Origin of the sequence: Pseudomonas capeferrum (assembly GCF_000731675.1) — a bacterium.
Lineage (GTDB): Bacteria > Pseudomonadota > Gammaproteobacteria > Pseudomonadales > Pseudomonadaceae > Aquipseudomonas > Aquipseudomonas capeferrum.
In genome coordinates this window covers 150,765-175,930 of record NZ_JMIT01000005.1, presented here as the reverse complement: position 1 = coordinate 175,930, position 25,166 = coordinate 150,765, and the positions used below count along the sequence as shown (strand labels likewise).

The 25,166-nt window shown below is 62.5% G+C and carries 24 protein-coding genes and 1 pseudogene; 14 read left to right on the top strand and 11 right to left on the bottom strand.

All coding sequences use genetic code 11. The annotated features are described in order from the left end of the window. Positions 1 to 46: 46 nt before the first annotated feature. Positions 47 to 304 carry a hypothetical protein gene (locus PC358_RS27615; protein ID WP_033703173.1) on the bottom strand — a complete coding sequence of 86 codons (258 nt, stop codon included), beginning with the start codon at positions 302 to 304 and terminating at the stop codon, positions 47 to 49. 381 nt (positions 305 to 685) lie between these two features. Between PC358_RS27615 and PC358_RS24895 the strand changes: the two genes are divergently transcribed. Next, a complete protein-coding gene (locus PC358_RS24895; protein WP_050506182.1) occupies positions 686 to 2,041 on the top strand; it encodes a zinc-dependent metalloprotease family protein in 1,356 nt (451 codons plus the stop codon). A gap of 4 nt (positions 2,042 to 2,045) precedes the next feature. Then, complete coding sequence (locus PC358_RS24890; RefSeq protein ID WP_033703172.1) at positions 2,046 to 2,234, top strand: hypothetical protein; 189 nt, start codon at positions 2,046 to 2,048, stop codon at positions 2,232 to 2,234. Here the strand turns inward: PC358_RS24890 and PC358_RS24885 are convergent. The 4 genes from PC358_RS24885 to choX all read right to left on the bottom strand — a co-directional run bounded on the left by PC358_RS24885 (position 2,212) and on the right by choX (position 5,654). After that, on the bottom strand, positions 2,212 to 2,709 hold the full coding sequence (locus PC358_RS24885; protein WP_033703170.1) for a thioesterase family protein: 498 nt from the start codon (positions 2,707 to 2,709) through the stop codon (positions 2,212 to 2,214). The genes PC358_RS24890 and PC358_RS24885 overlap by 23 nt on opposite strands. A gap of 10 nt (positions 2,710 to 2,719) precedes the next feature. Continuing rightward, positions 2,720 to 3,685, bottom strand: a complete 966-nt coding sequence (locus PC358_RS24880) for an L-carnitine dehydrogenase (RefSeq protein WP_033703169.1) — start codon at positions 3,683 to 3,685, stop codon at positions 2,720 to 2,722. An 18-nt stretch (positions 3,686 to 3,703) separates the two neighbouring features. Further along, positions 3,704 to 4,588, bottom strand: a complete 885-nt coding sequence (gene cdhC, locus PC358_RS24875) for a 3-dehydrocarnitine:acetyl-CoA trimethylamine transferase CdhC (RefSeq protein WP_033703168.1) — start codon at positions 4,586 to 4,588, stop codon at positions 3,704 to 3,706. Between the two features lie 121 nt (positions 4,589 to 4,709). Further along, positions 4,710 to 5,654: a choline ABC transporter substrate-binding protein gene (gene choX / locus PC358_RS24870; RefSeq protein ID WP_033703167.1), complete on the bottom strand. Its 945-nt coding sequence runs from the start codon at positions 5,652 to 5,654 to the stop codon at positions 4,710 to 4,712. A gap of 146 nt (positions 5,655 to 5,800) precedes the next feature. Here choX and PC358_RS24865 point away from each other — a divergent pair, with 146 nt between their 5' ends. Next, on the top strand, positions 5,801 to 6,745 hold the full coding sequence (locus tag PC358_RS24865) for a GlxA family transcriptional regulator (RefSeq protein ID WP_033703165.1): 945 nt from the start codon (positions 5,801 to 5,803) through the stop codon (positions 6,743 to 6,745). Between the two features lie 116 nt (positions 6,746 to 6,861). On the opposite strand, the gene PC358_RS24860 is transcribed toward PC358_RS24865, so the two are convergent. Next, a complete protein-coding gene (locus PC358_RS24860; protein ID WP_033703164.1) occupies positions 6,862 to 7,263 on the bottom strand; it encodes a lysozyme inhibitor LprI family protein in 402 nt (133 codons plus the stop codon). A 296-nt stretch (positions 7,264 to 7,559) separates the two neighbouring features. Here PC358_RS24860 and PC358_RS24855 point away from each other — a divergent pair, with 296 nt between their 5' ends. The 6 genes from PC358_RS24855 to etfB all read left to right on the top strand — a co-directional run bounded on the left by PC358_RS24855 (position 7,560) and on the right by etfB (position 15,394). Beyond that, on the top strand, positions 7,560 to 8,537 hold the full coding sequence (locus PC358_RS24855) for a dipeptidase (RefSeq protein ID WP_033703163.1): 978 nt from the start codon (positions 7,560 to 7,562) through the stop codon (positions 8,535 to 8,537). A 76-nt stretch (positions 8,538 to 8,613) separates the two neighbouring features. Then, the gene (locus PC358_RS24850) at positions 8,614 to 9,144 is read left to right on the top strand and encodes a DUF5943 domain-containing protein (protein WP_033703161.1); all 531 of its coding nucleotides are present in this window, start codon (positions 8,614 to 8,616) and stop codon (positions 9,142 to 9,144) included. A gap of 15 nt (positions 9,145 to 9,159) precedes the next feature. Then, a complete protein-coding gene (gene dgcA / locus PC358_RS24845; protein ID WP_033703159.1) occupies positions 9,160 to 11,220 on the top strand; it encodes a dimethylglycine demethylation protein DgcA in 2,061 nt (686 codons plus the stop codon). A gap of 208 nt (positions 11,221 to 11,428) precedes the next feature. Further along, entirely contained in the window at positions 11,429 to 13,381 is a 1,953-nt protein-coding gene (dgcB, locus tag PC358_RS24840; protein ID WP_033703158.1) for a dimethylglycine demethylation protein DgcB, read from the top strand. Next, positions 13,381 to 14,613: an electron transfer flavoprotein subunit alpha gene (etfA, locus tag PC358_RS24835; RefSeq protein ID WP_033703157.1), complete on the top strand. Its 1,233-nt coding sequence runs from the start codon at positions 13,381 to 13,383 to the stop codon at positions 14,611 to 14,613. Before dgcB ends, etfA begins: the two co-directional genes overlap by 1 nt. 10 nt (positions 14,614 to 14,623) lie before the next feature. Beyond that, on the top strand, positions 14,624 to 15,394 hold the full coding sequence (etfB, locus tag PC358_RS24830; RefSeq protein ID WP_033703156.1) for an electron transfer flavoprotein subunit beta: 771 nt from the start codon (positions 14,624 to 14,626) through the stop codon (positions 15,392 to 15,394). Positions 15,395 to 15,455: 61 nt separating this feature from the next. Here etfB and PC358_RS24825 read toward each other — a convergent pair whose 3' ends face one another. Next, entirely contained in the window at positions 15,456 to 15,674 is a 219-nt protein-coding gene (locus PC358_RS24825; protein ID WP_033703155.1) for a cold shock domain-containing protein, read from the bottom strand. Positions 15,675 to 16,170: 496 nt separating this feature from the next. On the opposite strand from PC358_RS24825, the gene PC358_RS27610 reads away from it, so the two are divergent. Next, entirely contained in the window at positions 16,171 to 16,995 is an 825-nt protein-coding gene (locus tag PC358_RS27610; RefSeq protein WP_081874772.1) for an RHS repeat-associated core domain-containing protein, read from the top strand. 8 nt (positions 16,996 to 17,003) lie between these two features. Here the strand turns inward: PC358_RS27610 and gbcA are convergent, their stop codons facing one another. After that, on the bottom strand, positions 17,004 to 18,296 hold the full coding sequence (gbcA, locus tag PC358_RS24820; RefSeq protein WP_033703154.1) for a glycine-betaine demethylase subunit GbcA: 1,293 nt from the start codon (positions 18,294 to 18,296) through the stop codon (positions 17,004 to 17,006). A gap of 295 nt (positions 18,297 to 18,591) precedes the next feature. Here gbcA and gbcB point away from each other — a divergent pair, with 295 nt between their 5' ends. Further along, the gene (gbcB, locus tag PC358_RS24815; RefSeq protein ID WP_033703152.1) at positions 18,592 to 19,692 is read left to right on the top strand and encodes a glycine-betaine demethylase subunit GbcB; all 1,101 of its coding nucleotides are present in this window, start codon (positions 18,592 to 18,594) and stop codon (positions 19,690 to 19,692) included. 81 nt (positions 19,693 to 19,773) lie between these two features. On the opposite strand, the gene PC358_RS24810 is transcribed toward gbcB, so the two are convergent. The 3 genes and pseudogenes from PC358_RS24810 to PC358_RS28515 form a co-directional block, all read right to left on the bottom strand. Beyond that, positions 19,774 to 20,229: an REP-associated tyrosine transposase gene (locus tag PC358_RS24810; RefSeq protein ID WP_033703151.1), complete on the bottom strand. Its 456-nt coding sequence runs from the start codon at positions 20,227 to 20,229 to the stop codon at positions 19,774 to 19,776. Positions 20,230 to 20,669: 440 nt separating this feature from the next. Further along, entirely contained in the window at positions 20,670 to 21,533 is an 864-nt protein-coding gene (locus PC358_RS28520) for a methyl-accepting chemotaxis protein (protein WP_371925455.1), read from the bottom strand. Then, positions 21,525 to 22,280: pseudogene (locus PC358_RS28515) on the bottom strand (MCP four helix bundle domain-containing protein); the annotation flags it as partial. The pseudogene PC358_RS28515 and the gene PC358_RS28520, both read right to left, overlap by 9 nt. Before the next feature lie 285 nt (positions 22,281 to 22,565). Between PC358_RS28515 and PC358_RS24800 the strand changes: the two are divergent. The 3 genes from PC358_RS24800 to PC358_RS24790 all read left to right on the top strand — a co-directional run bounded on the left by PC358_RS24800 (position 22,566) and on the right by PC358_RS24790 (position 25,154). Then, positions 22,566 to 22,796: a hypothetical protein gene (locus tag PC358_RS24800; RefSeq protein ID WP_033703149.1), complete on the top strand. Its 231-nt coding sequence runs from the start codon at positions 22,566 to 22,568 to the stop codon at positions 22,794 to 22,796. Beyond that, entirely contained in the window at positions 22,793 to 23,095 is a 303-nt protein-coding gene (locus PC358_RS24795) for a cell division protein ZapA (RefSeq protein WP_033703147.1), read from the top strand. The genes PC358_RS24800 and PC358_RS24795 overlap by 4 nt, the downstream gene beginning before the upstream one ends. A gap of 121 nt (positions 23,096 to 23,216) precedes the next feature. Further along, complete coding sequence (locus PC358_RS24790) at positions 23,217 to 25,154, top strand: methyl-accepting chemotaxis protein (protein ID WP_033703146.1); 1,938 nt, start codon at positions 23,217 to 23,219, stop codon at positions 25,152 to 25,154. The last annotated feature ends 12 nt before the right edge of the window (positions 25,155 to 25,166 follow it).

Genomic DNA, 25,166 nt, shown 5'->3' with positions numbered 1-25,166 from the left:
TCGAATCGCCGCGAAGGGGCCGGTAGAGACCCTGCAAAGTGATGTTTCAGCCCCGGTTGTTGAAGCTCGCCAAGGCTGGCAATAGCTGTTTATCGATCGCCTGGCGCACCGCCGGCAGGATCGTCGCGCTCCCGGTATACATCTGCTCGACCATGCCCTTCAGCGCCCGTGCATTAGGCTCGGTCAAACCGCGCACCACCGCCTCGCAAGCCTGCTCGGCACTGGCCCCGGCGGGAATCTCGAAACCGCGCGCGCGCAAGTGGCCGGCGAGGTCGTCCTGATCAATCAAATCCGCATGCATCATGGCTGTTGTCCCTTTTATCGCTAAGAGAGTGCTGCTGTGATTTACGACCGATTCTGTGTCCCCTGCGACAGGGCCGCAACCACAGAATGTCGGCATGACTGCTTTGGCTAAGAACAGGTCGTTTACGGCTAAATCTCCCCGCCATGAAGTGCGCACACTCAAGCCATCTACCGCAACGGAGGGTTTGGTCACCCTCGCTCGTTCACAGTGGATGTTGCTCGCTCTTGGCCCCGGATGCTCACGGCTTTCCGGGGTTATTTTTTTGTTTTTTAATCCGTTTCTTGCCCCTGTTCATCCATACACCTGACATTTCTGCCAGATGACGAAGACCTTGTCGTTTTGCTCTGCTGTGGCGGATGGGCTTGCACAGGAGCGGAAAATATGAAAAAGGCGATCTGGAAAACGTGTCTGGTAGCTTCAGCGTTGTTTGTGGTGTGGGGGTGTTCCGCATCGAAACCGACGTTCAATGCACCCATCAGCGCAGCTCCTCAGCTGTTCACCCTTGAACCCACCCAGGACCGCAAGACGTTGCAGAGCACCGCCACGGGTGCCTTGGCCACGCTTTTGGCTGACACTGCGAATGCTGAAATCACCTTGGTAAAGGCCGATACGGCGCTGGTGAGTAAAGAGACAAAAGTACTGGCGGTCAGCCTGCCTGATGGAAAGAAGGCACAGTTCAACTTGCGCGACTTCACCACCATCACGCCAGGGATCGATGGCTGGGTGGGATACAAACCGTCGGCGTGGAAGCAGGCGCATCCGACTGCGGCATCCGAGATCGACAATGATCCGTTCTACTACCTGTCGCTCGTGCGTGAGGGCGATAAGCTGGTGGGGGACGTGGTGGTTGAAGGCAAGCGCTATCGGCTCACTTCTATCAGCCCTGGGCTGCATGCACTGATACAAGTAGATGAGACCAAACTGCCGCCTGAGGCGGAACCCTTGGTGGACTCCAAGGCGTCAGCCCGCGATAACACCGCAGGCAGGGTTGCACAATCAGCACACAGCACGATTCGAGTGCTGTTCCTCACGACCAATCAGAGGCGGGCCAGAAACCCCAACTACAAAGCTGAATTGGCCCAAGCGCTGAACAATGCCAATCAATACATGAAAAACAGTGACGTGCAGATCACGTATCAGTTGGCGGGCTACTACGATGGCGACTACGACGAGGCCGGGAGAACCCATACTCAGCAGTTGGGGGATATCCGTACCGCCAAGCCCTATTCTGACCGGGTGCTGAGCGAGCGGGAAAGGTTGGGGGCGGATCTGGTTGTCCAATATTCCACTGTATCGTCGGTGTGTGGTGTGGCGTGGCGGCCGGCATTCAAGGCTAACGCCCATTCGCTTGTTTCCTGCCTAGGCTCATTGGCGCATGAAATGGGACACAATTTGGGCGCTACGCACAACTGGGAAGAGGGTGACAGTGCAGGTGCTCCGCCCTACATGTACGGCTACCGGTACACCGGCACGCCGCGCTTTCGTACGCAAATGTCCTATGACTGTTCGGGTGGCTCCTGCCCGCGTATTGCCTATCACTCCAACCCACGCTTGACCTATCAGGGCATTCCTCTGGGAACAGCGGCAAACCATGATGTCGCCCGTCGCTTCAACGAGCGCAGAGAGGTTGTCGAGAACTTCTACCCGCCAGCAAACGCCGTGCGCGTCACGGGTTACCTTGATAGAGAACGTCTGTGGGGCAAGCTGGAATCACAAGGTCTGGTCGGCACGCATTGAGAACATGGGCCCGCAAAAAACCCTTTACTTAGGCAACACTTTCGCTCGCCATACCTACATCAGCCATACCTACGCAGGCGACTTCAATATCTACGGAGTGTCGGCGGCCGCCATCGACCTGCCTGCCGGTATGGAGATGAAACCGCATCGAAATAGCCTGACCCGGCAGATCAAGCAGGTGGAGCTGCAGTAAGTGGGTTGCCTGGCAAGCGCATGATACGGCCCGCGAACTCGGCTGCGGGGAGATCCTGCTGTTGCGCGTCCAGCGTCTGCAGCAAGCTAATGCTGAGTTCTGTAAAGGGTGCGGATTTCGGCCCGGCCAAGTCCACGTGCAGCAGCATCTGTTCGCTGGCTGCCAGCGCCTCGTCGAACCCTGAGCGATGCAGGCTGTGATAGAGGTGCAGGCGCTTTTTATCGAAGCCGATGATCTGCGTCTGCACCCACACTTCGCTGCCGAGCTTTACCTCATGCAGGTAATTGATGTGCGCTTCGAGGGTGAACAATGAATGCCCACTTTGGTCTCGCGCATCGGCGTCCAGGCCAATACGCTCCATCAGCGCATCGGTGGCATAGCTGAAGATCAACAGGTAATAGGCATCGCGCAGGTGCCCGTTGTAATCGACCCAGTCCTCCTGGACTGGGGTGCGGTAGGTGATCAGTGCGGGCATTGCTTGCTCCTCAATCGCCAAAGGCCATGCCATGTGCGGCCTTGCTGGTCTTCACTGCCTCCAGCACCGCCAGCAGGGTGTCATCACGATAGCGCTCCAGCGCGGCGATGCTGCGCTCGCCTAACTGCTCCGAGGTACCGTCCACTACATCGTCGATCAGTTTGTCGGTCAGCTCCGGTGCCGGCAGGTAGGTCCACGGCAGTTGCAGGGCGGGGCCGAACTGGGCCATGAAGTGACGCATGCCGGCGTCGCCACCGGCCAGGGTGTAGGTGAGGAAGGTGCCCATGAACGACCAGCGCAGGCCGGCGCCAAAGCGGATGGCATCGTCGATCTCGCCGGTGGTCGCCACGCCGTCGTTGACCAGGTGCAGCGCCTCGCGCCACAGCGCTTCGAGCAGGCGGTCGGCGATAAAGCCGGGCACTTCCTTGCGCACATGCAGCGGGCGCATGCCCAGGGCGGTGTAGATGGTTTTCGCTGCCTCGATCGCCTCTGGCGCGGTGTCGCGGCCACCGACGATTTCTACCAATGGCAGCAGGTACACCGGGTTGAACGGGTGGCCGACCACGCAACGTTCGGGGTGGGTCGAGGACTCATAGAATTCGCTGGGCAGCAGCCCCGAAGTACTGGAGCCGATGATCGCGTTCGGCTTGGCCGCCGCGCTGATCTTGGCGTGCAGGTCGAGCTTGAGGTCCAGGCGTTCTGGGGCGCTTTCCTGGATGAAATCGGCATCGCGCACGCACGCCTCGATGGTGCTGACGAACTTCAATCGATCTTGCGATGCACCCGGTGCCAGGCCTTGTTTTTCCAGCGCCGGCCAGGCGTTGGCGATGCGTTGGCGCAGGGCCTGTTCGGCGCCCGGTGCCGGGTCCCAGGCGACCACATCGAGCCCGTGGGCGAGGGCGCGGGCAACCCAGCCGCTGCCGATCACGCCACTGCCCAGGGCGGCGAAGGTGTTGATCTTGGTGATGAATGGCATATCGGTCTCCAGAGGGGGTCAGCGGCGTTCGAGGTTCATTTTTGCCCGGCCCTCGGCCGGGGTCAGGACACGGGCGCCGAGGCGGGAGATGATCTCCACCGCGCGCTCGACCAGTTGGCCGTTGCTGGCCAGTACGCCGCGGTCCAGGTACAGGTTGTCTTCCAGCCCAACGCGCACGTTGCCGCCGAGCAGCACGGCCTGGGCCGCCATCGGCATCTGCATGCGGCCGATGCCGAAGCCGGCCCAAGTGACGTTGGCGGGCAGGTTGTCGACCATGGCCTTCATGGTCGTGGTGTCTGCCGGTGCACCCCACGGGATGCCCAGGCACAGCTGGAACAACGGGTCTTCGAGCAAGCCTTCCTTGATCATCTGCTTGGCGAACCACAGGTGGCCGGTGTCGAAGATTTCCAGTTCGGCCTTCACGCCCAGTTCGGTAATGCGCTTGGCCCCAGCGCGCAGCTGCGCAGGGGTGGAAACATAAATGGAATTGCCATCGCCGAAGTTGAGCGTGCCGCAGTCGAGCGTGCAGATTTCCGGCAGCAGGGCTTCGACATGGGCCAGGCGTTCCAGCGGGCCGATCAGATCGGTGCCAGGGCCAAATTCCATGGGCGATTCGCCCGGGCCGATTTCCAGGTCGCCGCCCATGCCGGCGGTGAGGTTGACGATGATGTCCACGTCGGCTTCGCGGATGCGTTCCATGACTTCGCGGTAGAGGTTCACGTCGCGGCTGAAGCGACCGGTTTGCGGGTCGCGGACGTGGCAGTGGACCACGGTGGCGCCGGCTTTTGCGGCTTCTACGGCGGACTCGGCGATCTGTTTGGGGGTGACCGGGACCAAGTGGCTTTTCGAGGCGGTGTCGCCGGCGCCGGTGAGGGCGCAGGTGATGATGACGTCGTGGTTCATGGCGGTTCCTTATGAGATCGGTGTTGGCTTTTTCGCGGGGCAAGCCCGCTCCCACAGGAGGCGCGCGGCCCTGATTCAGTGGACATCCTGTGGGAGCGGGCTTGCCCCGCGAATGGGCCTGTCAGTTGGCAGTAAGCTTGAGGTTGTCCGCCGCCGGCTTGCCGTCGAAGGTGGTCACACCCTCAAGCCAGCGGGCCTTGTCTTCAGGGTGGTCCTTGAGCCACTGGCGGGCCGACGCCAGTGCATCCTTGTGGTCGAGCAGCGGTTGCATCATGCGGCTCTCGTCCTCGGCGCTGAACGTCAGGTTGGCCAGCAGGCGGTGGGCGTTGGGGCAGCGCTCGGCGTAGTCCGGCGCGGTCACCGTCCACACCGTGGCCCGGCCTTCGTCAGGGCCGAGGGCGCCTTGGCTCTCACCCAGGTAGGCCATGTCGATATTCACGTTCATCGGGTGCGGCGCCCAGCCGAAAAACACCACCGCCTCCTTGCGCCGCACGGCGCGGTCGACCGCAGCGAGCATGCCGGCTTCGCTGGACTCGACCAGCTGGAACTTGCCCAGGCCGAACTGGTTCTTGGCGATCATCGCCTTGATCTGGGTATTGGCGCCCGAGCCCGGCTCGATGCCGTAGATTTTTCCACCCAGCTCCTTTTCGTACTTGTGGATGTCGGCGAAGGTCTTCAAACCCTTGTCTGCCAGGTATTTGGGCACTGCCAGGGTTGCCCGGGCATCTTCCAGGCTCGGCTTGTCGAGCACCTTCACCTGCTTGGCGTCGATGAACGGGGTGATGGTCTGGGTCATGATCGGGTTCCAGTAACCCAGGAACATATCCAGGCGTTTGTCGCGGATACCGGCAAAGATGATCTGCTGCGATGCGCTGGTCTGCTTGGTCTGGTAACCCAGGCCGTCGAGCAGCACCTGGGCCATGGCGCTGGTGGCGATGACGTCGGTCCAGTTGACCACGCCCAGGCGCACGTTCTGGCAGGCGGCGGGCTCGGCGGCAAAAAGCGGGGTAGAGGCGATGCTGCTCACGGCAAGGGTCAACAGGCTGCGGCGGATCAAGCTGTGCATGGTGGCTCTCCATCGGCAGTGCATATTGTTATGGTGGGCGGCCTCTGCGGACCGTTTGCTTAAACTACGCCGCTCGCGGGGTGGAAAATCGCACCCTGGCGACCAACACTTGCACCCTGGCGACCACCTCTCTTGTGGAGCATTCGATGGCGGATACCGTTCACTTCCTGCTGCTGCCGGGGTTCTCGGCGATGGGCTTCATCAGTGCCCTGGAGCCGCTGCGCGTGGCCAACCGCTTTCGCGGCCCGTTGTATCGCTGGTGCGTGCTCAGCCTGGACGGTGGGGCGGTGCAGGCCAGCAATGGGATGTCGGTGAACGCCGATGCGGCGCTGGGCGCTGGTGAGGCGGGCGCCATTGTGCTGATCGTCGCCGGTTTCGAGCCGTTGGCCTGCTTCGGCCCGCCACTGCAGCAGGCGCTACGCCGTCTGGATCACGAGGGGGTCATCCTCGGCGGTATCGATACCGGTGCGGTGGTGCTGGCCGAGGCCGGCCTGCTCGACGGCCACCGGGCCACGGTGCACTGGGAGGCGCTGGAAGCCTTCAAGGAGCGCTACCCGAGCCTGCAGGCGACCCAGGAGCTGTTCGAGATCGACCGGCGGCGTATCACCTGTGCCGGCGGCACTGCCTCGATCGACCTGATGCTCGACCTGATTGGGCAGGCACACGGCAGTGAGTTGGCGGTGCAGGTGTCGGAGCAGTTCGTGCTCGGGCGTATCCGCCCGCGACAGGACCACCAGCGCATGCAGATCGCCAGCCGTTATGGCATCAGCAACAAGAAGCTGGTGAAGGTGATCGGCGAGATGGAGCGCAACACCGAGCAGCCGCTCAATACCCAACTGCTGGCCGATACCGTGCAGGTGACGCGGCGCCAGTTGGAGCGGCTGTTTCGCCTGCACCTGGATGACACGCCCAGTGGCTTTTACCTGCGCTTGCGGCTGGACAAGGCGCGGCAGCTGTTGCGCCAGACCGACATGAGCGTGCTGGAGGTGGGGGTGGCGTGCGGGTTCGAGTCGGCGTCGTACTTTACCCGCTGTTACCGCGCGCGGTACCAGCGCTGCCCGCGGGAGGATCGGTTGGCCCGGGCGGTTTGAGGGTTGTCATACCGGCCTTTTCGCGGGGCAAGCCTGCTCCCACGGATAGGTATGGTCCCAAGGGACGCGTAGCTCCTGTGGGAGCGGGCTTGCCCCGAGATGAGGCCGGTGCAGGTTTACTGCTGGCCAATGGACTGCAAATACTCCGACCGGTCATCACTGCGCTGCGCCACGCAGGTATTCCACGCTGCCTCGAACGCTTTGCTGCCAGGCTTTTCGGCATAGGTCTCGACCTTGCAATCGGCATCGCGCAGCTGTGCCCACAGCGTTTCTGCCGCCGCCATGCGCCCGACCAAGGCGGTGGCCTGGTCGGCTTCGTCGGCATACTGGTCGCGAATGCGCTGGGTCAGGTCATCGTAAGCCGACCTCAGCTCACGCTCGGCGGTCTGCTTGTTGAACGCCGCACACGCGTAGCTCTGCTGGTCGGTCTCGACGTTGTCGCAGGGGGTGCTCTCTTCCTCACCGGCCTGGGCGCCCGAAACGACGGCCAGCAGTACCAGCCATGCCATTGATTTCATCCTTTTCTCCTCAACAGGCTGACGAATCGCAGGGATTCTCGCTCAGCCGAAGGCGACGTGGTAGCTCCCTGACGAAATGTTCATGAAAGCCTCGAACATGTCGTTATCGAGACTGTCTCTCATCGCCAGACAGCGCCGCAGAGCGCCTGTTGTCGCGCATTGACGCTTTCGGCAAACCCCCTGTCGTTTTTGCATCGGGGCGCCTCGGGCCGCAGGCATATGCTGGCCCCAAAGCGCCGGCACATGCTTCAGGCGCGGACCACTCAAGAACCCAGTCAATAAAAGGGGACAGCCTGATGAGCCCAGCAGAACTTCACGCCGACAGCATCGTCATCGACGGTCTGATCATTGCCAAATGGAATCGCGAACTGTTCGAGGACATGCGCAAAGGCGGGCTGACTGCGGCCAACTGCACGGTGTCGGTCTGGGAAGGCTTCAAGGCCACTGTCGACCAGATCGCCGCCAGCCAGAAGCTGATCCGCGACAACGGTGACCTGGTCATGCCGGTGCGCACCACCGCCGACATCCGCAAGGCTAAAGAGCTGGGCAAGACCGGCATCCTCTTCGGCTTCCAGAACGCCCACGCGTTCGAAGACCAGATCGCCTACGTGGACGTGTTCAAGCAACTGGGCGTGGGCATCGTGCAGATGTGCTACAACACCCAGAACCTGGTGGGTACCGGTTGCTACGAGCGTGACGGTGGCCTGTCGGGCTTCGGCCGCGAGATCGTCGCCGAGATGAACCGCGTCGGCATCATGTGCGACCTGTCCCACGTAGGCTCCAAGACCTCCGAAGAGGTCATCCTCGAATCGAAGAAGCCGGTCTGCTACTCCCATTGCCTGCCGTCGGGCCTGAAAGAACACCCGCGCAACAAGTCGGACGAAGAGCTGAAGTTCATCGCCGACCACGGCGGTTTCGTCGGCGTGACCATGTTCGCGCCGTTCCTGGCCAAGGGCATCGATTCGACCATCGACGACTACGCCGAAGCCATCGAATACACCATGAACATCGTCGGTGAAGACGCCATCGGCATCGGCACCGACTTCACCCAGGGCCACGGCCAGGACTTCTTCGAGTACCTGACCCACGACAAGGGCTATGCCCGTCGCCTGACCAATTTCGGCAAGATCATCAACCCGCTGGGCATTCGCACCGTCGGGGAGTTCCCCAACCTCACCGAGACCTTGCTCAAGCGCGGCCACTCCGAGCGTGTGGTGCGCAAGATCATGGGCGAGAACTGGGTAAACGTCCTCAAGGATGTCTGGGGCGAGTAAGCCGCTCTCCAAGCCTGAAAGCCCCTGCCAGCAACGCCGGGGCATCCCAATAAAAATTTTATGGAGTTGAGTTTCCATGGCCAAGATCGCCCCGCAATTGCCAATCGAAGTCGACACCGAGACCGGTGTATGGACCAGCGACGCCTTGCCGATGCTGTACGTGCCACGCCATTTCTTCGTCAACAACCACATCGGCATCGAGGAAGTGCTGGGCGCTGACGCCTATGCCGAGATCCTCTACAAGGCCGGCTACAAGTCCGCCTGGCACTGGTGCGAGAAAGAAGCCGAATGCCATGGCCTGGAAGGCGTGGCGGTGTTCGAGCATTACATGAAGCGGCTGTCCCAGCGTGGCTGGGGCCTGTTCGAGATCCAGGACATCGACCTGGACAAAGGCACCTGCAGCGTCAAGCTCAAGCACTCGGCGTTCGTGTACGTGTACGGCAAGGTTGGCCGCAAGGTCGACTACATGTTCACCGGCTGGTTCGCCGGCGCAATGGACCAGATTCTCGCTGCCCGCGGCAGCAAGATCCGCACCGTGGCCGAACAGGTCTACGGCGGGTCGGAAGAAGGCCACGAAGATGGCCTGTTCGTTACAAAGCCGTTGTAAGCCGGAGATAGCGTCATGGCATTCGAAGCAATGTTCCAGCCGATCCAGATCGGCAAACTGACCATCCGCAACCGCGTGCTCAGCACCGCGCACGCCGAGGTCTACGCCACTGACGGCGGCATGACGACCGACCGCTATGTGAAGTATTACGAAGAGAAGGCCAAGGGCGGCATCGGCCTGGCGATCTGCGGCGGCTCGTCCGTCGTCGCCATCGACAGCCCGCAGGAGTGGTGGGCGTCGGTCAACCTGTCGACCGACCGCATCATCCCGCACTTCCAGAACCTGGCCGACGCCATGCACAAGCATGGCGCCAAGATCATGATCCAGATTACCCACATGGGCCGTCGCTCGCGCTGGGACGGCTTCAACTGGCCCACCCTGATGTCGCCGTCGGGTATCCGTGAACCGGTGCACCGCGCCACCTGCAAGACCATCGAGGTGGAAGAGATCTGGCGCGTCATCGGCAACTACGCGCAGGCTGCGCGGCGTGCCAAAGAGGGCGGCCTGGACGGCGTCGAACTGTCGGCCGTGCACCAGCACATGATCGACCAGTTCTGGAGCCCGCGGGTCAACAAGCGTACCGACGAATGGGGCGGTACCTTCGAAGGCCGCATGAAATTCGGCCTTGAAGTGCTCAAGGCCGTGCGCGCCGAGGTCGGTGACGACTTCTGCGTGGGCATGCGCCTGTGTGGTGACGAGTTCCACCCCGATGGCCTCAGCCACGAGGACATGAAGCAGATCGCCGCCTACTACGATGGCACCGGCATGCTCGACTTCATCGGCGTGGTCGGCTCGGGTTGCGACACCCACAACACCCTGGCCAACGTCATCCCTAACATGAGCTACCCGCCGGAGCCGTTCCTGCACCTGGCGGCCGGCATCAAGGAAGTGGTCAAGGTCCCGGTGCTGCACGCGCAGAATATCAAGGACCCGAACCAGGCCACGCGCATCCTCGAAGGCGGCTACGTGGACATGGTCGGCATGACCCGTGCGCACATGGCCGACCCGCACCTGATCGCCAAGATCAAGATGGGCCAGATCGACCAGATCAAACAGTGCGTCGGTGCCAACTACTGCATCGACCGCCAGTACCAGGGCCTGGATGTACTGTGCATCCAGAACGCCGCGACCTCCCGTGAGTACATGGGTGTGCCGCACATCATCGAGAAGACCACCGGCGTCAAACGCAAGGTGGTGGTGGTTGGCGCCGGCCCGGCCGGCATGGAAGCCGCCCGCGTGGCTGCCGAGCGTGGCCATGATGTGACCCTGTTCGAGAAGAAAGACCAGATCGGCGGGCAGATCACCATTGCTGCCAAGGCACCGCAACGTGACCAGATCGCCGGTATCACCCGCTGGTACCAACTAGAGCTGGCGCGGCTGAAGGTCGACCTGCGCCTGGGCACCGCAGCCAGCGTGGACGCCATCCAGGACCTGCGCCCGGACGTGATCGTGCTGGCGGTGGGCGGCCATCCTTTCGTCGAGCAGAACGAACACTGGGGCGCTGCCGAAGGGCTGGTGGTCAGCAGCTGGGACGTGCTCGACGGCAAGGTTGCGCCGGGCAAGAACGTGCTGGTGTACGACACCATCTGTGAGTTCACCGGCATGTCGGCGGCGGACTACATTGCCGACAAAGGCAGCCAGGTCGAGATCGTCACCGACGACATCAAGCCGGGTGTGGCCATGGGTGGTACGACCTTCCCGACCTACTACCGCAGCATGTACCCGAAAGAAGTGATCATGACCGGCGACATGATGCTGGAAAAGGTCTACCGCGAAGGCGACAAGCTGGTGGCGGTGCTGGAGAACGAGTACACCGGTGCCAAGGAAGAGCGCGTGGTCGACCAGGTAGTGATCGAGAACGGCGTGCGGCCTGATGAAGAACTGTACTACGCGCTGAAGGAAGGCTCGCGCAACAAGGGCCAGATCGATGTGGAGGCGCTGTTCGCCATCAAGCCGCAGCCGATCCTCAGCCAGCCGGGCGAGGGCTACCTGCTGTACCGCATCGGCGACTGCGTGGCCCAGCGCAACGTGCATGCGGCGATCTACGACGCCTTGCGCCTGTGCAAGGACTTCTGATCGCACCGCCTCTGTAGGGGCGGGACTGGCCCCCCTGTAGGAGCGGCCTTGCGTCGCGAAAGGGTCGCGTAGCGGCCCTGGCATTTAGCAGTGCTACACATTGCCGGGGCCGCTGCGCAGCCCTTTCGCGACGCAAGGCCGCTCCTACAGGGGTCCGCGCCCACCTTTGAGAGGGGCGCAAGAATTCAGCTGTTTGTGGGAGCCTCCCATGTTGAACACCCTTCTACCCATTCTGCTGTTCGCTGCCCTTGGCCTGGCGGTGCTCGGCGCCCTGCGCCGTATGCGCATGTGGCGGCGTGGCCGGCCGTCCAAGGTCAACCTGATCGGCGGCCTGCTGGCCATGCCGCGACGCTACCTGGTGGACCTGCACCACGTGGTCGAGCGCGACAAGTACATGTCCAAGACCCACGTGGCCACGGCGGGCGGCTTCGTGCTGTCGGCTGCCTTGGCGATCCTGGTGCACGGCTTCGGCCTGCAGAGCAAGATCCTCGGCTACGCCTTGCTGGTGGCGACGGTGATCATGTTCACAGGCGCGTTGTTTGTCTTCAAACGCCGCCTCAACCCGCCTTCGCGCCTGTCCAAGGGCCCGTGGATGCGGCTGCCGAAAAGCCTGTTGGTGTTCGCCGCGAGCTTCTTCGTCGCCACCTTGCCGGTGGCCGGCATCCTGCCCGCCAACACCGGTGGCTGGGTGATGGTCGGCGTACTGGGCCTGGGTGTGCTGTGGGGCGTGTCGGAGCTGTTCTTCGGCATGACCTGGGGCGGCCCGATGAAACACGCCTTCGCCGGTGCCCTGCACCTGGCCTGGCACCGCCGTGCCGAGCGCTTCGGCGGCGGCCGCTCCACCGGCCTCAAGCCGCTGGACCTGGAAGACCCGAACGCACCGCTGGGTGTGGAAAAACCGGTGGACTTCACCTGGAACCAGCTGCTCGGTTTCGATGCCTGTGTGCAGTGCGGTAAATGTGAAGCCATGTGCCCGGCCTACGCCGCAGGCCAGCCGCTGAACCCGAAAAAACTCATCCAGGACATGGTCATCGGCCTGGCCGGTGGCACGGACGCCAAGTTTGCCGGTAGCCCTTACCCGGGCAAACCTATTGGCGAGCATGGCGGCCACCCGCACCAGCCGATCGTCAACGGCCTGGTCGACGCCGAGACCTTGTGGTCGTGCACCACCTGCCGCGCCTGCGTCGAGGAGTGCCCGATGATGATCGAGCACGTCGATGCCATCGTCGACATGCGCCGTCACCTCACCCTGGAAAAAGGCGCGACCCCGAACAAGGGCGCCGAGGTGCTGGACAACCTGATCGCCACCGACAACCCTGGCGGCTTCGCCCCTGGCGGGCGGATGAACTGGGCGGCCGACCTCAACCTGAAACTGCTGTCGGAGGTGAACACCACCGAGGTGCTGTTCTGGGTCGGTGATGGTGCCTTCGACATGCGCAACCAACGCACCCTGCGCGCCTTCGTCAAAGTGCTCAAGGCCTCGGGCGTGGACTTTGCCGTGCTTGGCCTGGAAGAACGCGACAGCGGTGACGTGGCGCGGCGCCTGGGCGATGAAGCGACCTTCCAGCAACTGGCCAAACGCAACATCCAGACCCTGGCCAAGTACCGCTTCCAGCGCATCGTCACCTGCGACCCGCACAGCTTCCATGTGCTGAAGAACGAGTACGGTGCCTTGGGCGGCGAGTACCAGGTGCAGCACCACAGCACCTACATCGCCGAACTGATCGCGGCCAACAAGCTCAACCTCGGCCAGCACAAGGGCGGCAGCGTGACCTATCACGACCCGTGCTACCTGGGCCGTTACAACGGCGAGTACGAGGCGCCGCGCGATGTGCTCAAGGCGCTCGGCATCGAAGTGCGCGAGATGCAGCGGTCGGGCTTCCGTTCCCGTTGCTGCGGCGGTGGCGGCGGTGCGCCGATCACCGACATCCCGGGCAAGCAACGTATCCCCGACATGCGCATGGACGACATCCGTGAGACCGAGGCCGAGCTGGTGGCAGTCGGTTGCCCACAGTGCACTGCCATGCTCGAAGGTGTGGTCGAACCGCGCCCACAGATCAAGGACCTGGCCGAGTTGGTAGCGGATGTACTGATCGAAGACGAAGCCCCTGCGAACGCCAAGTCGCCAGCGGCCAAACGTGAACCTGCGGAGGTGCACTGATGAGCGACATCATCCGCCGCGACCCACGCGCCGAGTGGATCGCCCGTAACCGTCTGCATCCGCTGCACGCGGCGATGCAGACGCAACAAACCACTTGGATGGGGCCAAACGGTGTCATCCGCAAGAACCCCCACGCGATTGCCGCAGGCTTTATCGGCCCCGCTGGCATCAAGCGTATCGACCGCAGCGGCGCCCAGCAGGGCACCGGTGTGGGCGGGCGGCGCACGGCGGCGGCTGAAGTGAAACTGCCGCTGCACCAGGTGCCGGCGCCGGCGTACTACATCGCCGTGGTGCCGGACATGGTCGGCGGCCGCCTCGGCAGCCACGACCGCGACTTGCTCGGCCTGGCCCACAGCCTGGCAGGCAGCGACGGCGCGGTGCTGGCGATCGTGTTTGGCGAGCACAAGGAAAGTAACTTCGCCAACGCCGGTGTCGACCGCTTGCTGGTCATCGAGGGCGAAGCTTTCGAAGGCTACGCGCCAGAGCAACTGGTGCAAGGCTTGCGGGCTGTGGATAACCAGTTCACACCGCGCCACTGGCTGCTGCCCGACAGCCGCACCGGTGGCGGTGAGCTGGGCAGGCGCCTGGGCGCTGCCCTGGGCGAGCGCCCGGCGACGCGGGTGTGGCAGGTCAAGGATGGCCAGTGCATCGGCCGCGCCGGTGCCGGCCAGCAAGACCTGCAGCGTGCAGTGCCGCGCTTGATCCTGGCGGCGGCGGAATGCGCCGAGCCGGTCAGCGAAACCCGTCACGAAGCGCTGCCGGTGGAGTTGTCCACAGGCGTGGTGCGCAGCCTGTCGCGTATCGAGGACCTGGGCTCGGTGGCGGTCGACCCGGCCACCATCGCCATGGCCGAGGCGGAGTTCATCGTTTCGGGCGGCAACGGCGTCAAGGACTGGGACCTGTACCACAAGGCCACGGCGGCACTCGGTGCCACCGAAGGCGCCTCGCGGGTGGCGGTGGACGACGGCTTCATGCCGCGCAACCGCCAGGTGGGGGCTACCGGTACCTGGGTCACGGCGCGGGTTTATGTGGCGGTGGGTATCTCTGGCGCCATCCAGCACCTGCAGGGTATCGGCGCCTGCGACAAAGTGGTGGCGATCAACATGGACCCGGGTTGCGACATGATCAAACGGGCCGATCTGTCGGTGATTGGCGACAGTTCGGCAATTCTCCAGGCACTGGTCGAGGCTGTGGACAACTACCGCAGCGGCGGCCAGCGCGACGCGGCATAAGGGCACGAGCATGAGTACGAAAGTCATCAGCCTGGTTTCGATCGGTGCCCACCCAAGCTCCGGGCGCGCCCGCCGCGCCGAGCAGGACGCGCGTGCAGTGGAGCTGGGTCTGCAGCTGGCTGGGGATAACTTGCAGGTGGTACATGCCGGCGACCCTCGTGAAGAGGCGCTGCGCGCCTACCTGGGCATGGGCCTGGAGCACCTGGACGTGCTGGAACAGCCGGCGGGTGCGGATGTATTGGGCGTGCTCGGCGACTATTTACGCGATGCTGGCGCGCAGCTGGTACTGACTGGCAGCCAGGCGGAAACCGGTGAAGGGTCGGGCATGCTGCCGTTTCTGCTGGCCGAGAAGCTGGGCTGGCCGTTGATCGTCGGCCTGGCAGAGGTGGAGTCCATCGAAAACGGCACCGCCCAGGTGCTGCAAGCGCTACCACGGGGCCAGCGGCGTCGCCTCAAGGTCCGCCTGCCATTGCTGGCGACTGTGGATAACGCAGCGCCCAAGCCGCGCCAGAGTGCCTTCGGCCCGGCACGGCGGGGTGTGCTGGCGGCGCATGACGTGGCCATTGTCGAAGACGAGCTGCTGGGCGAGGCTGAGCTGCAACCTGCCCGCCCACGGCCCAAGCGCCTGAAGGTGATCAAGGCCAAGAGCGGTGCCGACCGGATGAAGGCGGCCACGGCCAAGGCCAGCGGCGGCGGGGGCAAGGTGCTCAAGGATGTATCGCCGCAAGAAGGCGCCGAGGCGATTCTCAAGCTGCTGGTTGAGGAAGGCGTTCTACGCTGACGTGCATTTAATCTCATTGATTCAGCAGGGGCCCTGTGGGAGTGGCGCGCCCACAGGCCCTTCAAGGCTGTAGCTCGGCAACATTGAATGCCCAAAAGGCCAGTCCATCGATTATGGGTTCAAAGCTTACCCGCTCCCCCTCCAGTAGCCGCGCCCTGCCCACCATCAGAATTGCACACCGCGCTACGAAATAGTCCCCACTGCCGTCCTCAGCCGTTATTACACCTACTCCATTCACCTCATGGAACCACTTCACAGTGCCTTTCAGGCGACTGTGCATAAGTGACCTCGTGCTGCTGCCATCATGATTGCTTTCAATCAATCATGAGCGGGGTTTTGAGGAAACTGGCAAAAATGTCAGGTGGTCCGGGTTTTACCCCCGGAATCTGTTCGCCAAGGTGTGGATAAAGTGTTCGTGCTTCGCTGCAGCGCAATAGCTTCGGGCCTTGCAGCGATACGTACAAATAATGATCAATTTCAGCAAACGCTTTCAGAAATACCGCAATTCAAGGGGTTGGTGTAGTTACCCACAGGGTGTTTAAGCGAATTGGCGGACTTGCTCACAAAGTCTGTTGGCCAACCTGTGGGCAAGTTGTTCGGGAAGTGCTGCAGCCCAGGCCTGCCAAGGCTTGCAGAGTTTTGATCAAAAATTGATCTGACGAGGTAGGCGCCTGGCCTGTGGAAAACCATTGCCCTGCAACTGACATTTTTGCCAGTTACCGCTACAGGTACCCTTTGCTAACGTACTGGCAGGTAATGACCTGGGGAGCGTAGCAATGGCGGGTACCACACTGCTGGCAATTGACCGCCAGCGCTCGGTGCTGCGAGGGCAGGCTACCCCGCATCGACGCTATACGCCCTACGCTGGGTTCCAACCCGATGCTGGACCTTGGCTGGCATTCTCTGATGCGCACCTCGATCAAGCCAGTGGCTGCTACCTGCTGGGCAATGGGCATCGTGCCTATAGCCCGCAACTGATGCGCTTTCGCTCGCCAGATCGGCTCAGCCCGTTCGCTGCGGGTGGGTTCAACGCATATGCATACTGCCTCGGTGACCCGATCAACTACCGCGATCCGACAGGGCAGGAAGCCAGTGAGTACCTGTTTCCTATCCTCAGCATTCTTACCAACTTAACGGGTTTCTTCACCAGTGGTCTGAAGCTTCGATCAATGTGGCGAACACGTCAGGCGCATCGAGGCATGGCCCTACAAGCAGCCGCTGTCAACGACACGGTAGGGCTCTTGCCTGTCTCATCGCGAAGTGATTGGGCGCTTTCGGTGGTCAGTGGCGCCAGTGCCGTTGCAGGGATCGCAGTGGGGATCAGTCGCCTGGTAGAGCCAGGAAAAGATTGGCAGACATGGGCATTGTCAACCCTTACCGTGATTTCCCTGGGAACGTCGGTAAAGGAGGTTTGGGACCTCGCTCAGGCGAAACCATGGCTGCAGGGTACCCCTGTGATGATCGGGATGAATAGATGGACGTCCGACGCCGCTTCTCCGTCTGCCGAATCGAGAAATAGCATACGACAAGGCGCAATACGCAAGACGCAACACGCAACAGGCAGTGAGCAAGCTAGTGGGGTCACCACTAGCCGCACGTGAACGGATACTTACTGCGCCTGCACTTCCTTCAAGTACGGCGCAGGCTCCGCCCCCAGGTTCTCCAGCACGCGCTGGCTGTACCAGTCGATGAAGTTCACCACGCCAAATTCATAGGTCTTCGAATAAGGCCCTGGCTGGTATGCCGTGGAGTTGATCCCGCGCTGGTTCTCTTCGGCCAGGCGGCGGTCTTGGTCGTTGGTCGCGTCCCACACCTTGCGCATGCGCTCCGGGTCGTAATCGACGCCTTCGACGGCATCCTTGTGCACCAGCCACTTGGTGGTGACCAGGGTCTCCTGGGCGCTGATCGGCCACACGGTGAAGACGATCAGGTGGTCGCCCATGCAGTGGTTCCACGAGTGCGGCAGGTGCAGGATGCGCATCGAACCCAGGTCCGGGTTCTTGATGCGGCCCATCAGCTTCTGGCAGGCCTGCTTGCCGTCCATGGTCATCGACACGGTGCCCTTGAGCAGCGGCATGCGCACGATGCGGTTACGCAGCCCGTGGCTCTTGTGCAGGTACGGGATCTTCTCGGCTTCCCAGGCGGCGGCAGAGGCGGCCACGTGGTCCTTGAATTCCTGGCTGGCGCGTGGGTCGTTGGTGTCGTCCCACTCCAGCAGGGTTTGCAGCAGCTCTGGGTGCGAACCGCTGCAGTGGTAGCACTCGCGGTTGTTTTCCAGTACCAGCTTCCAGTTGGCCTTTTCCAGCAACTGGGTCTGCACCGCGATCTTGGTGTTCTCCATGTCGTACGGTTCCATGTAATGCTCCAAAGTGGCCAGGAACTCGTCGATGGCTGGCGGGTTTTCCGCCAGGCTGATGAAGATGTAACCACCCGCAACCTTCACGTTCACCGGCTTGAGGCCGTATTCCTTCATGTCGAAGTCGGCGCCCATCTCGGTGCCGGCGAACAGCAGGCGACCGTCCAGCTCGTAGGTCCACTGGTGGTAATGGCAGACCAGCTTGGCCACCTTGCCCTTGTCGCTGGTGCACAGGCGCGAACCGCGATGGCGGCAGACGTTGTGGAAGGCATGCACCTTACCTTCGGCGCCACGGATGACGATGATCGGGTTCTTGCCGATCTGCAGGGTGATGAAGTTGCCTTTGGCCGGAATCTCGCAAGTCATGCCAGCGATCAGCCACTCTTTGTGGAAGATCTCCTGCATGTCGATCTGGAACAGACGCTCGTCGGTGTAGAAAGGCTGGGGCAGCGAGTAGGTTCGCTCGCGGGTCTGCAGCATCTCGGCGGTAGCCTTGCGTGCTGCTTCCAGTGGATCGCCCAGGCTCAGGGTTGCGGTGACGTCCATCGTGTGGTCCTCGGGGCCGCGTGCGGCCGGCAAAAGGTGGCTAATCATTGTTGTGGTGCCGCAAGGCTGTCGTAAAAAAAACAGCGTGTTCTTTTGCCGTGGAGTGTGCGTCCGAAGGCGTCATGAACCGTATCCATGGGCGACATGGCCGATTTGAATTACGACGCCCTAGCCCTTGTAGCATGGGGCTGGTCGCGATAAGTACGCCGATGTCGCAGGCAGGAATGTACGTCGCCTTCAGCTTGCGCATTATCGCAGCCATAAAAAGGCCAATTGTCGGCTGCTGGAGATGAACATGTCCGATACCTTCCTCAATCCGGTCACCACCCAGACCTGGGCCAACGGCCGCCACATCGTGCGCTGCGTCAAGGTCATCCAGGAGACCTGGGACGTGCGCACGTTCTGCTTCATGGCCGACCAACCGATCATGTTCTTCTTCAAGCCAGGGCAGTTCGTCACCCTGGAACTTGAGATCGAAGGCAAACCGGTGATGCGTTCCTACACCATCTCCAGTTCGCCGTCGGTGCCGTACAGCTTCTCGATCACGGTCAAGCGGGTGCCAGGCGGGCATGTCTCCAACCACCTGCACGACACCATGCACGAAGGCGCAGAGCTGCCGGTGCACGGCCCGGTGGGGTTGTTCAACGCCATCGACTTCCCGTCGGGCAAGGTGCTGTACCTCTCGGGCGGTGTGGGTATCACCCCGGTGATGTCCATGGCGCGCTGGTTTTACGACACCAACGCCAATGTCGACATGGTCTTCGTGCACAGCGCCCGTTCGCCGAAAGACATCATCTTCCACCGCGAGCTGGAGCAGATGGCCTCGCGCATCCCCAACTTCAGCTTGCACATCATTTGCGAGAAGCACGGGCTGGGCGAGCCCTGGGCGGGTTACCGCGGGTACCTGAACCAGCGGCTGATGGAGCTGATCGCGCCCGACTACATGGAGCGCACGGTGTTCTGCTGCGGCCCGACGCCGTACATGAGCGCGGTCAAGCGCATGCTTGAAGCCGTCGGCTTCGACATGAAGAACTACCATGAGGAGTCGTTCGGCGCGACGCCGGCAGAGGCCAAGGCCGATGCAGTGGAGCACGCCGAGCAGGCCGCCGACGCGCCGGAAGTGGATGTCTCCGACCTCAACCTGGTGGAGTTCATCGGCAGCGAGAAGAGCATCCGCGTTGCCCCGGGCGAGACCGTGCATGCGGCAGCGGCGAAGGTCGGGCTGATGATCCCCAAGGCCTGCGGCATGGGCATATGCGGCACCTGCAAGGTGCTCAAGCTGGGCGGCGAAGTGGAGATGGAGCACAACGGCGGTATTACCGAAGAAGACGAGGCCGAGGGCTACATCCTGTCGTGCTGCAGCGTGCCTAAAGGAGATGTGCGGATCGATTACTGATCCAGCTTCAAGAGTGTGGATTCTTCACAGCTAAACCCGCTCCCACAGGCCTGTGGGAGCGGGCTTGCCCCGCGAATGGCATCAGACCCAGACTGCATCCCAATGCGGATAATCACCCGCACGGTCAACCAATCCTGCTCTGATGGGGTTGGCAACGATGTACCTCGCTACCTGCAGCACACTTTCTTCCCGGCGCAAGGCTCGGTCCTGGTAGCCCTGCTGCCATATGTTTTCGCGCCGCATGCCCCGCTGATAAAGCGCATGGCTGCTGCGTGACTTGAATCTGCGCATCAGGCGACACAAGGTGCCGCTTCGTAACTCGATCAGCCAGTGCACATGGTCCGGCATGACCACCCACGCGAGGGATTGGCAATGCCCATCGAGCTCAGCCTGTCTGAGTTGCTGGATCACGCCACGGGCGAGATGAAGGTGGGTGAAGGTCCGCTTGCGCTCATGGGTTACCGTAGTCAGCAAGTACAACCCACCAGGCTGAGAGCAACGGCCACGGCGCAGAAGATGGGATTGAGCACGCTCCATGTGATGCCCCCTGAAATAAGATTCAGAGGAACATTAGGTGAGCTGGCAGTGGCGTGCGGCGGGGAATGTTTGCTGGATGTTGGGTGGCAGTGTTGGCCCTTTCGCGGGGCAAGTCGGATCGCCGCACCGCCGCTTGTATCTTCGTTGTACATGGCGTGCAGCTTAACGCGATGATCCGGACAGGCATGCTCTGGCGAGAACAGCAGCTGCCAAAGCGTCGAAGTACAGCACAGGCTCAAGGCGTAGCATGATCCCTGTGGAAGTGGGCTTGTCCCGCGAAGCAGGCACCGCGGAGCATGGCACGGGCTTCGCCCGTGTTCGCGGGACAAGCCCGCTCCCACGGGGCTGGCTGTTTTAGAATTTTGAGCAAGGCAGTTGCTCTCACAGGTTATCCGCAGGCCATGAGAGTGCGAATGGGCCGCAAAGCGGCCCCAGTACTGTCAGGTGCGGAAGCGGGCCACCAGGTTGTTCAAGTCCACCGCCAACCGTGACAGCTCGGCACTCGCCGCGCTGGTCTGATGCGCCCCGGTTGCACTCTGTACCGACAGATCATTGATATTCACCAGGTTGCGGTCCACCTCGCGCGCCACCTGTGCTTGTTCTTCCGCCGCGCTGGCGATCACCAGGTTACGCTCGTTGATCTGCGCCACCGCGCCGGCGATGGTATCCAGCGCCATGCCCGCGCCACGGGCGATGTTCAGGGTCGACTCGGCGCGTTCGGTGCTGGTACGCATCGACGCCACCGCCTCCTCGGTACCGCCCTGGATGCTACCGATCATCCGCTCGATTTCGCTGGTCGACTGCTGGGTGCGATGGGCCAGTGCCCGCACTTCATCCGCCACCACGGCGAAGCCACGGCCCGCCTCACCGGCACGGGCTGCTTCGATCGCGGCATTGAGCGCCAGCAGGTTGGTCTGGTCGGCCAAGCCGCGGATCACATCCAGCACCTTGCCAATGTCGCGCGATTGCTCGGCCAGGTGGGTGATCAGCGTGGCAGTGGCTTGCACATCGCCGCTCATGCGCTCGATGGCGCCGACGGTTTCCAGCACCAGGTCGCGCCCGTCGCCCGCCGAACGGCTAGCTTCACCCGAGGCCTGCGAGGTGCTCACCGCGTTGCGCGCCACTTCTTCCACGGCGCTGGTCATCTCGGTGACCGCAGTGGCGGCCTGTTCGATTTCGTTGTTCTGTTGCTGCAGGCCACGGGCGCTCTCGTCGGTGACGCTATTGAGCTCTTCCGCTGCAGACGCCAGCTGGGTGGCGGAGCCGGCAATCAATTGCAGGGTGTCGCGCAGCTTGTCTTGCATGCGGGCCATGGCGCGCAGCAGGCGGGCGGCTTCGTCGGTGCCTTCGGCACGGATGACGTGGGTCAGGTCACCGTCGGCCACCTGCTCGGCGCATTGCAGCGCTTCTTCGATCGGCTTGACGATGCTGCGGGTCAGCAGGAACGCGCACAGCAGCGTCAGCACGGTGGCGGCGATCAACAGGCCGATGACCAGGGCGAAGGCGGCAGCATACTGGCTGGCTGCGGTTTCGTTGGTGGCACGGGTCTGGTCGGTGTTGATGCGCACCAGGGTGTCCATGACCTTGTTGATCTGCTCGGAGTTGGCCAGCAGGTCGCGGTTGAGCAGGTCGCGCAACTCGTCGGTGCGGCCCGCCTGGCTCATGCTGCGCATGCGCGCCTCCAGCTGGCGGTATTGACTGAGCAACTGGCTGTACTGGTCGAAGGCCGCTTGCTCGTCGGGTGCGCCGATCATCGGCTGGTAGGCCTGGCGGGCGCGGTCGATCTGGGCGTTGCGTTGGTCCAGCAGGTTGAGGGTGTCGCGCTGGGTCTCTGGCTCGCGGTTGATCAGCAGCCGATAGGAGAGGGTGCGCATGCGCAGGTTCAGCGCGGTAAGTTCGTCGAGCATCTTGATGCTGGGCACGCTGATGCTCTCGATGGCGACGCCCGCCTGGCGGATGTTGCCCATCTGCATAAGCGAGAAAATGCCGAGGCCGAGCATCAGCAGGCCGATCAGCGCGAAGCCGAGCAGCGCGCGCGGGGCGATGTTCATGTTGCGTAGGGACATGGGGGGATCCAGGCAGGGGAGGGTCGCACACAGCACGACGAAATATGACTTGCCTGGCTATCGGTCGTGACTGGTCAGTCTTGAGCGAGACCGGTGAAATTTGTGAGCGCGCTAACTTTTTCCTGACCGGCGGTTGACCCAGGTCGGAACAAGCGGGCCGATACCCTGTCAATCTGCGCAGCAGAAACCTTAAGAATCCGATATTTAATGGCGAGGGCCGACACTTTTCTTTATCGTGTGCGCCCTCTGCAACAACCTGAGATAGACCCCATGCTTGAAGCCTCCCTGAATCAAATCGAGCAACTGGTCAGCGACCTGATGCATAAAAACGCTCAACTCACCGAGCAGAACACCACCCTCGGCCAGCAACTGGCCCAGGCCAAGGAAGAAAACGAAACCCTGCAGCTGTCGCTGATGGAGCAGGAAGAAAAGAACGGCGCCACTGCCGCGCGCATCCAGGCGCTGGTTGATCGCGCCAGTGCGGGTGTCGTCAACGCATGAGCCTGAATGCGCAGCCGGTCAATGTCGTGTCGATCCTTGGCAGCGACTATTCGATCAAGGCGCCTGAAGGTCAGGAAGAAACCTTGGCGCAGGCGGTGCGAATGCTCAACACCGCCTTGGCCGAGACCAAGCGTTCGTACCCGACCTTGATCGGCGACAAACTGCTGGTGCTGGCTGCCCTGAACCTGTGCTCCAAGCAGGTTGAGCTGCAGAAGGAGCATCAGCAGACGCTTGCGCGCACCCAGGCGCAGATCGACGCCACGGTGGACGCGATCGTTCGGACTATTGCCGAGTCCTGATGGGCACCTGGGGCCGCACAGCGGCCCCAAGGTCCCCAAGCAATGTCCCAGATCACTGGAATAACTGGATACGTAAGTGTATACACTTCCCGCAAAACAATAATTGGCGGGGAGCAAGGGCATGCGTATCTGGCGGCGAAGCATCCAGTGGCAATTGATCGCAAGCATGGGCGCGGCCCTGCTGGCGAGCATCCTGGTAGTGGTGATCATCTTCACGGTGGCGTTCAACCGCCTGACCGAACGCTACCTGGTCGACACGGCGCTGCCGGCCAGTGTCGAAGCCATCCGTAACGACATCGAGCGCATGCTCGGCCAGCCGCTGGTGGCTGCGGCCGACATTGCCGGCAACACCCTGCTGCGCGACTGGCTTGCTGCGGGCGAAGACCCTGCGCAAGCACCGCGCTTCATCGAATACCTCGACGCCGCCAAACAGCGCAACAAGGCCTTCACCACGTTGTTCGCCGCTACCGAAACCGGCCATTACTACAACGAGAATGGCCTGGACCGCACCCTCAGCCGTGCCAACCCCAAGGACAAGTGGTTCTACGGCTACATCGACAGTGGCGCCGAGCGCCTGATCAATATCGACATCGACGGTGCCACCGGCGAGCTGGCGCTGTTCATCGACTATCGCGTGGAAAAGGACGGCAAGCTGGTTGGCGTCGCCGGCATGGGCCTGCGCATGGCCGAGCTGTCGAAACTGATCCATGACTTCAGCTTTGGCGAGCACGGCAAGGTGTTTCTGGTGCGCAACGATGGGTTGATCCAGGTGCACCCGGACAACGCCTTCAGCGGCAAGCGCCAGCTGGTCGATCAGCTCGATGCGCACGCCGCCAAGGCGGTGATGAATGGTGAGCCGGGCCTGCGCACCAGCCGCTTCCAGCGCGATGGCGAAGATTATCTGGCGTTGGGCCTGCCACTGCGCGACCTGAACTGGACTTTGGTCGCCGAGGTGCCGGAGGCCGAGATCTACGCGCAGATGCGTCAGGCGGTATGGCTGACCACGTTGATCGGTGGCGGCGTGGCGCTGCTGTCATTGTTGCTGGTGGTGTTGCTGGCACGTGGGCTGGTGCGGCCTATCCGCCGGGTCACTGCCGCGCTGGTGCAGATCGGCAGTGGCGCCGGTGACCTCAGCCATCGCCTGGATGATTCGCGCCAGGACGAGCTGGGTGACCTGGCGCGGGGCTTCAATCGTTTTCTCGACAGCCAGCGCGGGTTGATCGGCGAGGTGCTGCGTACCACCGAACGGCTGCACCTGGCCGTCGAGCAGGTGACCCAGGTGGTGGACAACACCGCCGAACGTTCCGGACGGCAGCAGGAAATGACCGAGATGGTGGCCACCGCTGTGCACGAAATGGGGCTGACGGTGCAGGACATTGCCCGCAATGCCGGTGATGCGGCGCAGGCCTCGCAGTCGGCGCGTGATGAGGCCTTGCAGGCGCGTGAAGTGGTGCGCCGTTCGATTCAGGGCATCGAGGGTATGTCGGGGGATATCGGCAAGGCGGCGGATGCGGTGGAGCAGTTGGCCGACGAAGTCGCCTCGATCGATGAAGTTCTAGCAGTGATCCGTAGTATTTCCGAGCAAACCAACCTGTTGGCGCTGAATGCGGCCATCGAGGCTGCGCGGGCAGGGGAAATGGGGCGCGGCTTTGCCGTGGTGGCCGACGAAGTGCGAACGCTGGCGCGGCGCACGCAGCTGTCTACCGATGAAGTGCAGCAGATGATCCAACGCCTGAAGCAGGGCGCGGGTTCGGCGGTGAGCTCGATGCAGGCGGGGCAGCAGGCGACCGGCAGTGGCGTGGAATCGAGCCAGCGCACCGGGGCGTCACTGGGGGCGATTACCGATCAGGTGGAACATATCAGTGACATGAACCATCAGGTGGCCACCGCGACTGAAGAGCAGTCGGCGGTAACTGAGGAGATCAACCGCACGGTGCAGGGGATTTCCGACCTGGCGCGGGAGACGGCGGCTGAGGTGCAAGGGTGCCGTGAGGAGTGCCAGGCTTTGCGTGGTTTGGCCGATGACCTGGCGCGGCAGATGGGTGGGTTCAGGCTCTAGATCGGTGTTGGC

Coding starts and splice junctions, on each gene's coding strand:
- PC358_RS24860 (WP_033703164.1), bottom strand. CDS start 7,263: ATGAAATCAATGGCATGGCTGGTACTGCTGGCCGTCGTTTCGGGCGCC.
- PC358_RS24855 (WP_033703163.1), top strand. CDS start 7,560: ATGAGCCCAGCAGAACTTCACGCCGACAGCATCGTCATCGACGGTCTG.
- dgcB (WP_033703158.1), top strand. CDS start 11,429: ATGTTGAACACCCTTCTACCCATTCTGCTGTTCGCTGCCCTTGGCCTG.
- PC358_RS27610 (WP_081874772.1), top strand. CDS start 16,171: ATGGCGGGTACCACACTGCTGGCAATTGACCGCCAGCGCTCGGTGCTG.
- PC358_RS24800 (WP_033703149.1), top strand. CDS start 22,566: ATGCTTGAAGCCTCCCTGAATCAAATCGAGCAACTGGTCAGCGACCTG.
- PC358_RS24890 (WP_033703172.1), top strand. CDS start 2,046: ATGGGCCCGCAAAAAACCCTTTACTTAGGCAACACTTTCGCTCGCCAT.
- gbcB (WP_033703152.1), top strand. CDS start 18,592: ATGTCCGATACCTTCCTCAATCCGGTCACCACCCAGACCTGGGCCAAC.
- PC358_RS27615 (WP_033703173.1), bottom strand. CDS start 304: ATGATGCATGCGGATTTGATTGATCAGGACGACCTCGCCGGCCACTTG.
- choX (WP_033703167.1), bottom strand. CDS start 5,654: ATGCACAGCTTGATCCGCCGCAGCCTGTTGACCCTTGCCGTGAGCAGC.
- PC358_RS24790 (WP_033703146.1), top strand. CDS start 23,217: ATGCGTATCTGGCGGCGAAGCATCCAGTGGCAATTGATCGCAAGCATG.
- PC358_RS24850 (WP_033703161.1), top strand. CDS start 8,614: ATGGCCAAGATCGCCCCGCAATTGCCAATCGAAGTCGACACCGAGACC.
- PC358_RS24825 (WP_033703155.1), bottom strand. CDS start 15,674: ATGCACAGTCGCCTGAAAGGCACTGTGAAGTGGTTCCATGAGGTGAAT.
- PC358_RS24895 (WP_050506182.1), top strand. CDS start 686: ATGAAAAAGGCGATCTGGAAAACGTGTCTGGTAGCTTCAGCGTTGTTT.
- cdhC (WP_033703168.1), bottom strand. CDS start 4,588: ATGAACCACGACGTCATCATCACCTGCGCCCTCACCGGCGCCGGCGAC.
- PC358_RS24865 (WP_033703165.1), top strand. CDS start 5,801: ATGGCGGATACCGTTCACTTCCTGCTGCTGCCGGGGTTCTCGGCGATG.
- etfA (WP_033703157.1), top strand. CDS start 13,381: ATGAGCGACATCATCCGCCGCGACCCACGCGCCGAGTGGATCGCCCGT.
- dgcA (WP_033703159.1), top strand. CDS start 9,160: ATGGCATTCGAAGCAATGTTCCAGCCGATCCAGATCGGCAAACTGACC.
- PC358_RS24880 (WP_033703169.1), bottom strand. CDS start 3,685: ATGCCATTCATCACCAAGATCAACACCTTCGCCGCCCTGGGCAGTGGC.
- gbcA (WP_033703154.1), bottom strand. CDS start 18,296: ATGGACGTCACCGCAACCCTGAGCCTGGGCGATCCACTGGAAGCAGCA.
- etfB (WP_033703156.1), top strand. CDS start 14,624: ATGAGTACGAAAGTCATCAGCCTGGTTTCGATCGGTGCCCACCCAAGC.
- PC358_RS24885 (WP_033703170.1), bottom strand. CDS start 2,709: ATGCCCGCACTGATCACCTACCGCACCCCAGTCCAGGAGGACTGGGTC.
- PC358_RS24810 (WP_033703151.1), bottom strand. CDS start 20,229: ATGGAGCGTGCTCAATCCCATCTTCTGCGCCGTGGCCGTTGCTCTCAG.
- PC358_RS24795 (WP_033703147.1), top strand. CDS start 22,793: ATGAGCCTGAATGCGCAGCCGGTCAATGTCGTGTCGATCCTTGGCAGC.
- PC358_RS28520 (WP_371925455.1), bottom strand. CDS start 21,533: ATGCAAGACAAGCTGCGCGACACCCTGCAATTGATTGCCGGCTCCGCC.